Source organism: Streptomyces sp. CA-249302 (assembly GCF_050936785.1).
Lineage (GTDB): Bacteria > Actinomycetota > Actinomycetes > Streptomycetales > Streptomycetaceae > Streptomyces.
Window position 1 is genome coordinate 873,578 of the sequence record NZ_JBNJMG010000001.1, and the last position, 11,936, is coordinate 885,513.

The following is an 11,936-nucleotide window of genomic DNA, read 5'->3' on the forward strand; positions in this document are numbered from 1 at the left end:
TCACAGAGCCCCCGTTGACCGCTGAGGCCCGGCGCTCGCCGGGCCCCTGGCGGACGGCCGCCACCGACCTCGTACGCAACAGGCCTGCGATGGCGGCGGCCGTCGTCCTGCTGGTCGTCGTACTGGCGACCCTGTGCGCGCCGTTGTACGCCGGCCACGTCGCCCACACCGATCCGTTCCAGTCCCATGTCTCCGGTACGACGGTCGTCGACGGCAGGACCGTGCCGGTGCTCACCCCGAGCAGCACCGGCCTCGGCCTCGGTGTCACGCCCATCGGCCCGACCTGGGACCCGGCCCACTACTTCCTCGGCTCCGACAACCAGGGCCGCGACGTCATGGCCCGGCTGCTGTACGGCGGCCGTACGAGCCTGTTCATCGGGTTCACGGCGGCGCTGCTGACCTGCGTGCTCGGTACGGCCGTCGGTATCGTCGCCGGATACGCGGGCGGGGTCGTGGACTCCGTCATCTCCCGGATCCTGGACGTCGTCTGGGCCTTTCCGGTGTATCTGCTGGCGATCTGCCTGTCGGTGGTGCTGCTCACCGACGGGCTCCGGCTGGGTCCGCTGACCGTGGACGCGGGCAGCCTGTGGCTGCCGGTCGCGATCATCGCGGCGATCTATGTGCCGTACATCGCCCGGCCGTTGCGCGGTCAGGTGCTGGTGCTGCGGAACAAGGAGTTCATCCACGCGGCCGTCGGCTCGGGCGCTCCGACCCTGCGGATCCTGCGCCGGGAGGTGCTGCCGAACGTCGTGCCGACGGCGATCGTCTTCGTCCCGCTGATGACCGCGCTGGCCATGCTCACCGAGTCGGCGCTGTCCTTCCTGTCCGTCGGTGTCCAGCCGCCGGACGCCAGTTGGGGCACGATCATCGAGGACGGACTGGGGCTGCTCTACACCCGCCCGGCCGTGACCATCGCGCCCGGCCTGCTGATCGCCCTGACCACGGGCGCCCTCAGCGTGCTCGGCGACGGGGTCCGCGACGCGCTGGACCCGGGCGCCCGGCTGCGCGGAGGGGTGTGACCGACGTGCTGCACTTCGCCCTCAAGCGCTTCGCCTCGGCCCTGCTGGTGATGTTCGCGATCAGCGTCCTGGTGTTCCTGATCTTCTTCGCCACCCCGGGAGTCGACCCGGCCGCCCGTATCGCCGGCCGCAACGCCGACCCGGCCACTCTCGCCCAGGTCCGGCACTCCTTCGGCCTGGACCGCCCGATGCCCGTCCGCTATCTGCTGATGATGCGTCACCTGCTCGTCGACCGCGATCTGGAGTCCTTCGTCAACCGCGGCTCCCGGGTGATCCCGCAGATCGTGCAGGCCACCCCGGTGACCCTGTCGCTCGTGGTCGGCGCGGCGGTGATCTGGATGGTGGCCGGCATCCTCATGGGCACGGCCGCGGCCACGCTGCGCGGCAGGGCCGCCGACCCGCTGATCATGCTGGTGGGCGTGGTCGGCGTATCGCTGCCCGCCTACTGGCTCGGCGAGGTCGTCAACCTCGTCACCCAGAAGCAGCTGCACGGTTCACTGTTCTCGTGGGTGCCGCCGCCCGGCTACGTCGGCCTCGCCCACCCCGGCCAGTGGGCGCTGCACATGCTCTTCCCCTGGCTGACCCTGGCCCTGCTGTACGCCGGGATCTACGCCCGCCTCCTGCGCGGCGAGGTCGTCACCGCCCTGGGCGAGGACTACGTCCGCACGGCCCGCGCCAAGGGCCTGTCCGAACGGCGCATCCTGATCCGGCACGCCCTGCGCTGCTCGCTGATCCCGATCGTGTCCCTGTTCGGCCTGGACTTCGGCGCGCTGGTGGGCGGCGCCGCGCTGCTGACCGAGGTGGTCTTCGGCCTGCCCGGCATCGGCAAGCTCACCTATGACGCCCTGCAGAACCTCGACCTGCCCGTGATCATGGGCACGGTCCTGTACGCGGCGTTCTTCGTGGTCCTCGCCAACGCGCTGGTGGACATCCTGTACGCACGACTCGACCCGAGGGCCCGCCATGCCTGAACCCCTGCTGGACGTACGAGATCTGCGGGTGTCGTTCCGCACCCGCACCGGGACCGTCACGGCCATCGACGGACTCTCCTTCTCCGTCGACCCCGGCGAAGTCCTGGGCGTGGTGGGCGAGTCGGGCTCCGGCAAGAGCGTGTCGATGCTGGCCGTGCTGCGCCTGATCACCAACCCGAACGTGACCGTCTCGGGCGAAGTCCTCTTCCGTGGAGGGGATTTGCTCGCCCTGCCCGCGGACGGGATGCGTGCGGTACGGGGCCGGGAGATCGCGATGGTCTTCCAGGACCCGATGACCGCGCTGACGCCCGTGTACACCGTGGGCTGGCAGATCGCCGAGCAGATACGCGCCCATGAGCGGGTCTCCCGCAGGGCGGCGCACGCGCGTGCGGTCCAGCTGCTCTCCGACGTGGGCATCCCCGACGCGGCCTCCCGGGTCAACGCGTACCCGCACGAGTTCTCCGGCGGCATGCGGCAGCGCGCGGTCATCGCGATGGCGCTCTCCTGCGACCCGGCCCTGCTGATCGCGGACGAGCCGACGACGGCACTGGACGTCACCGTCCAGGCCCAGATACTCGACCTGATGCGGGAGTTGAACGCCCGCGGCTCCGCCATCGTCCTCATCACCCACGACATGGGCGTGGTCTCGCGGATCGCCGACCGGGTCATGGTCATGTACGGCGGCCGGGCGGCCGAGGAGGGGCCGCGCCGGGCGGTGTTCCACGGCCCGCGGCACCCCTACACCTGGGGGCTGCTCGACTCGGTGCCCCGGGTCGGCGGGCCGCGGCTGCGACGGCTGCCCACCATCGCGGGGGTGCCCGTCTCCCCCGGCAGCCTGCCGGAGGGCTGCGCCTTCGCACCGCGCTGCCGGCTGCGGCACGAACGCTGCGACGAGCGGCCGGTGTTGTCGGCGGGGCACGGCGAGGGAACGCACCGGGACGCCTGCTGGCTGCCGGCCGACCACCGCGCGGCGCTACGGCTCACGACCCGGGCGGCGACCACCGACGTGCGGGACATGGATGCGGAGGCGGCGTCATGACGACGCAGGACACGGTCGAACCGTCCCACGGCGACGTCCTGTTGCGGGCCACGGACGTCACCAAGCACTATCCCCTGCGCGCCGACGGATTCTCCCGGCGCCGGCGCATCCTGCGGGCCGTGGACGGGGTGTCCCTGGAGGTGCGGGCCGGGGAGACCCTCGGTGTCGTCGGCGAGTCGGGCTGCGGCAAGTCCACCCTAGGTCGGTGTCTGGTCCGGCTCACCGAACTCACCGGTGGGAGCGTGGAGTTCGACGGCCAGGACATCAGCAGCCTGTCCGCGCGACGGATGCGTCCCGTCCGGCCGGGCATACAGCTCGTCTTCCAGGATCCGCAGGCCTCGCTCAACCCCCGCCGCCGCGCCGGGGACATCGTGGCCGAACCGCTGCTCGTGCACCGGTACGGCGACGCGGCCTCGGTCCGCCGCCGGGTCGCCGGGCTCTTCGACGTCGTAGGACTGTCGTCGGCGCATCTGGACCGGTACCCGCACGAGTTCTCCGGCGGGCAGCGGCAACGCATCGGTATCGCACGGGCGTTGGCCACCGACCCGAAGCTGATCGTGGCCGACGAGCCGGTGTCCGCACTCGACGTGTCGATCCAGGCGCAGGTGCTCAACCTCTTCGCCGACCTCCAGGAGGAGTTCGGACTCACCTACGTCTTCATCGCGCACGACCTCGGCGTGGTCCGGCACGTCTCGGACCGTATCGCCGTGATGTACCTCGGCGAGATCGTCGAGCTGGCCGGGACGGAGGAGCTGTACGAGACACCCGCGCACCCCTATACGCAGGCCCTGCTCTCGGCGGTCCCGGAGATCGACGACGGGACGGACGCGTCACCCCGGGAGCGGATCGTCCTCACCGGCGAGGTGCCCAACCCGGTGCACCGGCCGACGGGCTGCCCGTTCCGCACCCGCTGCCCTTACGCCCGCGAGCAGTGCGCCCTGGAACGGCCCCGGCTCACCCCGACGGCGTCGGGACGCTCCGTCGCCTGCCACTTCCCGCTGTCCGACTGATCCGCTAGGAGGCGCTCGGTGCCGCCGTCGGGCCGAAGCCGCGCATCTGCTGGATGTCCCCGCCGAGCTTGTCGCGGTAGGCCTTCAGCAGCTCCGGCTTCGCGCTGACCACCCAGCGGGCGCCGACCAGGTGCTGACCGCCGTAGCCGCTGGCGGCGTCGAGCCAGGCAAGCTTGTACTTCTCCTCGGGGAACGTCGTGATGACGCGGTCGGCCTGCTTGGTGTGGCACACGCCCTGCCGGAGCTCCTCCGCTTCGACCCGGATCTTCGGCTTCGCACAGCCGATCAGCCCGGCGATCACCTCCACCTTCGCCGGCGCCACGACCCCGGCCTCGGGGGCGGCCGACACCGAGGTCCTACGTGCCTTGTCGGCCTCGCCGCCGCCCTCGCCCCCGCTGCACGCCGTGGCCAGCGGCAGCAGCGCGAGGCCCCCGATCAGCGCGGCGCCGCGCGCCAGGCGGACCGTGGAAGGAATGCGGTCGGTGCGTCCCGGCGTTGCCTGCTGTGACAAGTGCCCCTCCGTGTCCAGGAACCAGCTCGATGAAGGAGTACGGACGAACACGGGTCGCCGTTCAGATCTGGTGATCCAGAACACAACAGAGACGGTGCCGTTTCGATAGCGGCAGGGCTATGCTGCTCCGTAGGTGAACGAAACGGTTTCGTTCAGAGGAGATGCACGCCATGACCTCCGTACTCGTCGTCCATGACCAGTCCCTCCAGCGCCTCGGCCTCCGGATGCTCCTCGCGGCCGAGCCCGATCTGACCGTCGTCGGCGAGACGGCGAACGCCTTCGAGGCGGCCCGGATGACCACCGAGCTCCGGCCCGACGTGGTCGTCATGGGCAGCCGGGCCTCCGACCCGGACGGCGTCGAGGCGATCCGCCGCATCACCCGGCCCGCCGGGCCCGGGGACCACCGGCCGCGGCTCCTGGTACTGACCCCGACCGGCGACGAGTCCTACGCCTCCGCGGCCCTGCGCGCCGGGGCCGGCGGCTTCCTCCTCCAGGACGCCACACCCGAGGAACTGTCCGCCGCCGTCCGGGTCGTGGCCGCCGGGGACGCCGTCATCACGCCGGGTCTGACCCGCGCGCTCATCGACACCGTCCGGGAGCAGAAGCCGCTGCGCCGGATCACCCAGGAGATCGGGCTGGAGACGCTCACCCACCGCGAGCGCGACATCCTCACCGCCGTGGCCTCCGGCTGGTCCAACGCCGAGATCGGACAGCGCCTGTCCATCGCCCCGACGACCGTGAAGTCCCACGTCAGCCACATCCTCGCCAAGATCGGCGCCCGGGCCCGCGTACAGGCGGTGGTCTTCGCCTACGAGTCCGGACTGGTCCAGCCGGCGGCGGCCTGACCCCTCGACGGCCGGCCACTGCACTCACGCCTGCGGCCGGCCATCGGGTCGTCGATCAGAGCCCGGGTCAGGGCTGCTGGACCGGCTTCCCGCGTCCCCAGCCCCAGGCCAGCCGGTCCGCGCCGGACTGGTTCGTCGTCTCCAGCCACGGCCGGGACGCGTCGCCGATCAGCTTCTGGATCGAGTACGTGTCGTCGGTGCGCAGCCCCGGCCAGTAGACCGAGCCCATGCCGAGCTTGCGGAAGGTGTCGGTGTCGGCCTGGATGAAGTTGACCGAGTTGTCGTCCGGCGTGGGCACGTTGTAGTTCAGGCCCGTCGTCATCGGGGCGCCGAACTCGTCCGCGACCGTGCGGCCCGCGCAGTCGCCGAGCCGCTCCTTGAGGTCGGAGACCCACTGGTCGTAGGTGGCGTAGCTCTTCCAGAAGCCGTAGTGGTGCAGGGAGAGGTAGGTGCCCTTCAGGCGGGGGTCGGCGCAGACCGTGGTGACGTGGTCGTTGTAGCCGGCGCCGCTGACGAAGACCCGGTTGCGGGGCACGGACGGGTAGGTGGCCAGCCACTTCGCGGCTATGTCGGCCCACTGGGCGTCGGTGTAGCCGTGCGGCTCGTTCATCGGCTCGAAGTAGACCTTGGGGTCGTGCTTGTAGGCCTTGACCACGGTGTCCCACATGGGCCAGTACGTGGTCTCGTCGTCGATGTAGCCGTCCTTCTTGTCGCCGGTGCCCTCCCAGTAGGACACGATCACCTTGAAGCCCTGGTCGGAGGCCGCGTCGATGACCCCGCGGTACGACTTCCAGTAGGCGCCGTCGACCGTGTACGGGTTGATGGGCAGCCGCACGGTGTTGGCGCCGAGGTTGGCATGGAACGCCGAGATGATCCGGCTCGACTTGGCGTAGGTCTTCGCGTAGCCGTCGGTGGTCGACAGACCGGACAGCTGGAGGTAGTCGTCGGCGAAGTTGTCGCGCGGATCGGCCCAGTTGACGCCTCGGAACTGGCTCGTACCGGTCGGCGCGGCGGCCGAGGCGGGGGTACCGACGAGGGTCGCACCGCTGACCGCGGCGATCGCGACCGCCACACAGGCGGCGCGCAGCCGGAAGGCGGAGCGGTTTGTGGCGGGGGTCTTGCGCATCGACGTGCCCTTTCAAGAGGTGGCGGCTCTGCGCCCCGTATGTTTACGTAAACATCGCGCACCTTCGTGTCGGATGTTTACGTAAACTCGGCGGCGCCGGAATCCTGGCATCAGCCCCAGCGGCCGTCAAGGCTTCTCACGCGTACCATCCGGTGCACTGCGCTACAGGTCACCCAAGTCGGCCCGAAGGAGGCACCAGTGGTGGAACGGGGCGGCTCCGGCGTCCCTGGCGGGCGCCGCAAACAGCGTGTCTCCATGGCGGACGTCGCCAAGCTCGCGGGCGTCTCCTCACAGACGGTGTCGCGGGTCTCCAACGGCCATGCCGGGGTGATCAGTTCGACCCGGGAGCAGGTCCTTGCGGCGATGCGGGAGCTGGGCTACCGGCCCAACAGCGCGGCCCGCGCGCTGCGTTACGGCCAGTTCAACACGATCGGCGTGATCCTGTTCAGCCTGGCCTCGACGGGCAACAGCCGTACCGTGGAGGCGATCGCCACGCACGCGGCGGCCGAGGGGTACGCGATCACGTTGATCCCGATCGACGTGCCGACCCAGGACAACGTGCTGGGCGCCTTCACGCGCATGGGCGAGCTCGCGGTCGACGCGGTGATCGTCATCATGGAGATCCATCTGCTCGACACCGGCACGGTCCAACTCCCGCCCGGCGTACATGTCGTGGTCGTCGACTCGGACGCCGGGGACCGCTACAGCGTGGTCGACACCGACCAGGCCGACGGTGCGCGCAAGGCCGTACGGCATCTGCTGGATCTCGGCCACCGGACCGTATGGCATGTGACGGGACCCGAGACCTCGTTCGCCGGGCAGCGGCGAACTCAGGCCTGGCGCAAGGAGCTTGAGCGTGCCGGGTGTCCGGTGCCGCCGCCGCTGCACGGTGACTGGTCGGCCGAGTCCGGGTACGCGGCCGGCCTCGAGCTCGCCGAACGGCCGGACTGCACGGCCGTGTTCGCCGCCAACGACCAGATGGCGCTGGGCCTGCTGCGGGCCTTCCACGAGCGCGGCCGGTCCGTGCCCGAGGAGATCAGCGTGGTCGGCTTCGACGACATCCCGGACGCCGCCTTCTTCGTGCCGCCCCTCACCACGGTCCACCAGGACTTCGCCGAGGTGGGCCGGCGGTGCGTGCAGGGGGCGCTCCAGCAGATCCGTACCCGGGGCGGCTCCCTGCCGGGGACCGACCTGGTGCCGACGAGCCTGGTGGTCCGGCGGAGCACGGCCGCGCCGCGGGGCTGACCGCTCCCCCGGTCACGCGTTCTTGCGGCCGACTCCCACGTAGACCCAGTAGTCCGTCGGGTTGTCCGGGATCACGTCGTCCGGGTCGGGGCGCCAGAGGGGCACGTGGACCAGGCCCGGCTCGGCGAGGTCGAAGCCGTCGAAGAGGCCGAGGATCTCGTCGTGGGAGCGCGGGGTGACCGGTGAGGCGGCGCGGGCGCGGTACAGCTGGCCCACCGCGGCGGCCGTGTCGGGGCGGTCCTGGTTCGTCCCGTGGGACATCGCCAGCCAGCTGCCGACCGGGACGGCGTCCCGGAAGGCGGTCACGATGCCGGCCGGGTCCTCCTCGGGCGAGACGAAGTGCAGGATCGCGTTCATCAGTACGGCGACGGGCTGCTCGAAGTCGATCAGCTTGCGCACCTGCGGTGCGGCGAGGATGTCGGCCGGGCGGCGGATGTCGGCGTCGACGATGGCCGCGTCCGGGTTGTCGGCGAGCAGCGAGCCGCTGTGGGCCACGGCCACGGGGTCGTTGTCGACGTAGACCACCCGGGCGCCGGGGCTCGCCGACTGGGCCACCTCGTGGACGTTGCCCTGGGTGGGGATGCCGGAGCCGAGGTCGATGAACTGGCGGACCCCGGCCGCGGCGAGGAAGCGCACGGCCCGGCCGAGGAAAGCACGGTTGGCGCGGGCCAGGGTGCGCACCTGGGGGTCGATGGCGGAGAAGGCCGCGACGGCCTCCCGGTCGATGGCGAAGTTGTGCTGTCCGCCCAGCATGGCGTCGTACATCCGGGCCACGCTCGCCTTGTCGGGATCACTTCCCTGCCCCGGACCTGCGATGTCGGGCATTCAACATCCCTTCCTGCGCCAGACATTGACGCATCATCATATAGTTGCGTGCGACGCGCGGCGCGGCGCGCCAGTTGTCCTGCCGCGCGGCCGGCCCCCCACCCGGAAAGGCACGACCCTGCGGAACGAACCGCGCAGCCGCACCGACATCCCGACCGACGCCCGGCCCTCGCCGAGACCGTCGGTCTTCTCCCCCGCCGCCGACCTGATCGGTTCGGAACTCGACCTGCGGCTGACCGGCAGCCGGATCGCGGACGCGCTCACGCCCGCGTTCTCCGACGCGGCCTCGGTCTATCTGCTGGAGCGCTGGCGGCGCGAGGAGAACGCGTATCTGACGGCGGACCCGCCCCGGATCGAGGCGCACCGGCTGGCGCTGCGACTGGGCGCGGGGGCCAAGGAGGACTGGGAGGCAGTGCTGCCGGTCGGCGAGGTGATCGTCTTCCCGCGCGGCACCCCGCACGCCCGCGCCCTCGCCTCCGGGCAGGCGCAGCTGCTGGACGCGGTCGACACGATCACGGTCGAGCGGCTGCTGGCCTCCGGCGACGTGGACGCACGCCTCCAGGACCTGCTGATGGTGTCCTCGTTCCTCGTCGTGCCGCTGCGGCTCGGGGAGTCCACGATCGGCTTCGTCGTCTGCACGCGCGGCCCGGACCGGAAGGCGTTCGTGCCCGAAGAGGTGGCGGCCGTCGAGGAGTTGGCGGCGCGGGCCGCTCTGGCGCTGGACAACGCACGCCGGTACCAGCGCGAGCGCCGCACCGCCCTCGCCATCCGCGACAGCCTGCCGCACGGCACGCACCAGGAGCTCGCGGGCTGCCGGGTCGCCCATGGCTCGCTGCCCGCCGGGCCGGACACCGTCATCGGCGGCGACTGGTTCGACGTACTCGAACGGCCTGGCGACCGGGTCAGCCTGATCGTCGGGGACGCCATGGGGCACGGCCCGGAGTCCGCCGTCGCGATGCTCCAACTCCGCACCGCCGCAAGGGCGTTGGCGGGCCTGGACATCCCGGCGGCCGATCTCGTACGACGCCTCGACGCGCTCGCCTGCGACACCCCGGGCGCCTCCTTCGCGACCTGCATCTACGCCGAGTGGGACGCGGCCCTGCACACCTGCACCCTGGTCGGAGCCGGCCATCCTCCCCCGCTGCTGCGCGGTCCCGACGGGCACAGCGCGCCGGTGCCGCTGGTCGAGGCGGGCCTGCCCCTCGGGCTCGGCACGGGCCACTACGAGGCGACCGTGATCACCGTGCCGGAGCCGTCCCTGCTGGTCCTCTACAGCGACGGTCTGGTCGAGTCCCGCGACGCCGACATCGACCAGGAGATCGCCCGGCTCGCGCGCGCCCTGGACGCGGCCGTCGACGAACCCGTGGGCGCCGGCGGCCAGGATCCGCTGCCCACGCTGTGCCACCACCTCCTGCACGCTCCTTCCGACGCGACCGGCGGGGACGACCGGACGCTGCTGCTGGCCGAACTGACGCCGGCCCGGGGCTGAACCTCAGGCGGTCAAAGTGGCCCACACGGCGTTGCCGCCGGTGAGCCGGGACCGGTCGACGCCCCAGGCGTCCGCGAGCTGCTCGACCAGGAGCAGTCCGCGGCCGCCCTCGTCGTCGGGGCCCGGATCGCAGCGGGGCAGGTCGCCACCCGTGTAGTCGTGGTCGTGCACCTCGAGCCGGACGCGGCCGTCGCCGACGAGCCCGATGCCGCACAGGATGCGCGCGCTGAGGGTGTGCCGGACGGCGTTGGTGACCAGCTCGGACACGAGCAGGACGGCGTCCGCGCACAGCTCGCCCGGCAGCAGCCAGTCGGTCAGCCGGGCGTTCATGGAACGGCGGGCGACTCTGACGCTGGACCGGTGCGGCGGGATCTCCAGCCAGTGGGTGAGCTCCGGGCTCGATACGTCTAAGAGCTGCGGCGAGGAAGTCGTGTGGGGGGACACGGCGGTGCCTTCCGTGGGGATCGAGCGGGCGCAGTCGGAAGCGGGCGTGAGCAACGGGGCAGCAGGGAAGGGGTGTTGCAGGTGATCGCCGAAACGATTCACACAAGTAACTATGCTCCCACCCAAGTTCAAGCTGCAACCAGCTGCCTGATAATTTCATCGGGCCGATATCTCTCTGGCGACTTCACCAAGTCGCCTTCAGACTCTTACCGGTGACAGTCCCTCAGGAGGTTTGGGCGTGAGCGAAGGTCGTCCGGGCGCGAACAGCGGCAGCAGCGCACCCACGGTGCTGCGCATGATCCTCGGCCGTCGGCTGCAGGAGCGGCGGCAGGGTGCGGGCGTGTCCCTGGAGGACGCCGCCCGGGCCCTGCGGGTGACGCCCCTGACCATCCGGCGCCTGGAGAAGGCGGAGGTCGGGCTCAAGCCCCTCTACGTCGAGAAGCTGCTGGAGACGTACGGGGCCGACCGGCAGGAGACGGCCGAGTTCGTCGAGTTCGCCGAGCGGGCCAACGAGCCGGGCTGGTGGCACACGTACCGGGACGTGCTGCCCACCTGGTTCAGCGCCTACGTGAGCCTGGAGACCGGGGCGAAGACGCTGCGCACGTACGAGCCCCACTACGTGACGGGACTGCTCCAGACCCCGCGCTACGCCCGCGGTGTGCTGAGCGGCGGCTTCCCGAACGACGCCGACGAGGACCTCACGCGCCGCGTGGACCTGCGGTTACACCGTCAGGGTCTGCTGGCGAGACCCGACGCGCCCACTCTGTGGGTGGTGATGGAGGAGGCCGTACTGCACCGTGTGGTCGGCGGCCCCGAGGTGATGCGGGAGCAGATCGAGCGGCTCCTGGAGGTCTCGGAGCTGGAGCACGTCAGCGTCGACGTGGTGCCGTTCACGGCGGGCGCCCATGTCGGTGCCTGCGCCCCCTTCACTTACTTCCGTTTCGAGGAGCCGGAGCTGCCGGACGTCGTCTACACCGAGGTCCTCTCCGGCGCCATGTATCTGGACCAGCGTTCCGACGTCGTAGCCCATCTCGAGGCGCACAACCGGATGTCCCTGCTGACCTCCGACGCGCAGAGCCGGGCACTCCTGGACCGCATGCGCAAGGAGTACTCATGACCACGATCGACGGCAGCTTCTACGTCTACAACGGCATGCCCGCCACGGAGCTCGGCGAGCAGGGCTGGGAATCACCCTGGAGCGGCCCCAACGGGGGCCAGTGCGTGCAGACGAAGCAGCTCGCCGACGGCCGGGTGGCGCTGCGCCAGTCGACGGACCCGGCCGGACCCGCCCTCATCTACACCCCCGAGGAGATCGCCGCGTTCGTCGCGGGGGTCAAGCGGGGCCTGGCCGACCACCTCACCATCGGCTGACTTTCTCTCCCCTCCCCCCACGCACACCTCCGAAAGGGACA

The 11,936-nt window shown here is 71.1% G+C and carries 13 protein-coding genes; 9 read left to right on the top strand and 4 right to left on the bottom strand.

Annotated elements, in window-relative coordinates:
• The first annotated feature begins 14 nt into the window (after positions 1–14).
• From ACQEWB_RS03895 to ACQEWB_RS03910, 4 genes are read left to right on the top strand one after another with little or no spacing between them, the layout of a single operon-like run.
• Positions 15–1,019, top strand: a complete 1,005-nt coding sequence (locus tag ACQEWB_RS03895; protein WP_432827040.1) for an ABC transporter permease — start codon at positions 15–17, stop codon at positions 1,017–1,019.
• The gene (locus ACQEWB_RS03900) at positions 1,016–1,990 is read left to right on the top strand and encodes an ABC transporter permease (protein ID WP_432827042.1); all 975 of its coding nucleotides are present in this window, start codon (positions 1,016–1,018) and stop codon (positions 1,988–1,990) included. The genes ACQEWB_RS03895 and ACQEWB_RS03900 overlap by 4 nt, the downstream gene beginning before the upstream one ends.
• Entirely contained in the window at positions 1,983–3,029 is a 1,047-nt protein-coding gene (locus ACQEWB_RS03905) for an ABC transporter ATP-binding protein (protein WP_432827044.1), read from the top strand. Before ACQEWB_RS03900 ends, ACQEWB_RS03905 begins: the two co-directional genes overlap by 8 nt.
• Positions 3,026–4,039, top strand: a complete 1,014-nt coding sequence (locus ACQEWB_RS03910) for an ABC transporter ATP-binding protein (protein WP_432827046.1) — start codon at positions 3,026–3,028, stop codon at positions 4,037–4,039. Before ACQEWB_RS03905 ends, ACQEWB_RS03910 begins: the two co-directional genes overlap by 4 nt.
• A 4-nt stretch (positions 4,040–4,043) precedes the next feature.
• Here the strand turns inward: ACQEWB_RS03910 and ACQEWB_RS03915 are convergent, their stop codons facing one another.
• A complete protein-coding gene (locus ACQEWB_RS03915) occupies positions 4,044–4,550 on the bottom strand; it encodes a hypothetical protein (RefSeq protein WP_432827048.1) in 507 nt (168 codons plus the stop codon).
• Between the two features lie 170 nt (positions 4,551–4,720).
• On the opposite strand from ACQEWB_RS03915, the gene ACQEWB_RS03920 reads away from it, so the two are divergent.
• Complete coding sequence (locus ACQEWB_RS03920; RefSeq protein WP_432827050.1) at positions 4,721–5,395, top strand: LuxR C-terminal-related transcriptional regulator; 675 nt, start codon at positions 4,721–4,723, stop codon at positions 5,393–5,395.
• Positions 5,396–5,462: 67 nt separating this feature from the next.
• Here ACQEWB_RS03920 and ACQEWB_RS03925 read toward each other — a convergent pair whose 3' ends face one another.
• Complete coding sequence (locus ACQEWB_RS03925; protein WP_432827052.1) at positions 5,463–6,521, bottom strand: glycoside hydrolase family 5 protein; 1,059 nt, start codon at positions 6,519–6,521, stop codon at positions 5,463–5,465.
• A gap of 255 nt (positions 6,522–6,776) precedes the next feature.
• Here ACQEWB_RS03925 and ACQEWB_RS03930 point away from each other — a divergent pair, with 255 nt between their 5' ends.
• Entirely contained in the window at positions 6,777–7,766 is a 990-nt protein-coding gene (locus tag ACQEWB_RS03930; protein ID WP_432827054.1) for a LacI family DNA-binding transcriptional regulator, read from the top strand.
• Positions 7,767–7,778: 12 nt separating this feature from the next.
• On the opposite strand, the gene ACQEWB_RS03935 is transcribed toward ACQEWB_RS03930, so the two are convergent.
• On the bottom strand, positions 7,779–8,591 hold the full coding sequence (locus tag ACQEWB_RS03935; RefSeq protein ID WP_432827056.1) for an SAM-dependent methyltransferase: 813 nt from the start codon (positions 8,589–8,591) through the stop codon (positions 7,779–7,781).
• On the opposite strand from ACQEWB_RS03935, the gene ACQEWB_RS03940 reads away from it, so the two are divergent.
• Positions 8,581–10,080, top strand: coding sequence for a PP2C family protein-serine/threonine phosphatase (locus tag ACQEWB_RS03940; protein ID WP_432827058.1), 1,500 nt, complete (start codon positions 8,581–8,583; stop codon positions 10,078–10,080). The genes ACQEWB_RS03935 and ACQEWB_RS03940 overlap by 11 nt on opposite strands.
• Before the next feature lie 3 nt (positions 10,081–10,083).
• Here ACQEWB_RS03940 and ACQEWB_RS03945 read toward each other — a convergent pair whose 3' ends face one another.
• Positions 10,084–10,524: an ATP-binding protein gene (locus ACQEWB_RS03945; protein ID WP_432827060.1), complete on the bottom strand. Its 441-nt coding sequence runs from the start codon at positions 10,522–10,524 to the stop codon at positions 10,084–10,086.
• Positions 10,525–10,762: 238 nt separating this feature from the next.
• On the opposite strand from ACQEWB_RS03945, the gene ACQEWB_RS03950 reads away from it, so the two are divergent.
• Both ACQEWB_RS03950 and ACQEWB_RS03955 read left to right on the top strand, forming a co-directional pair.
• The gene (locus ACQEWB_RS03950) at positions 10,763–11,641 is read left to right on the top strand and encodes a helix-turn-helix domain-containing protein (protein ID WP_432827062.1); all 879 of its coding nucleotides are present in this window, start codon (positions 10,763–10,765) and stop codon (positions 11,639–11,641) included.
• Positions 11,638–11,895, top strand: coding sequence for a DUF397 domain-containing protein (locus ACQEWB_RS03955; protein WP_432827064.1), 258 nt, complete (start codon positions 11,638–11,640; stop codon positions 11,893–11,895). The genes ACQEWB_RS03950 and ACQEWB_RS03955 overlap by 4 nt, the downstream gene beginning before the upstream one ends.
• Positions 11,896–11,936 lie beyond the last annotated feature (41 nt).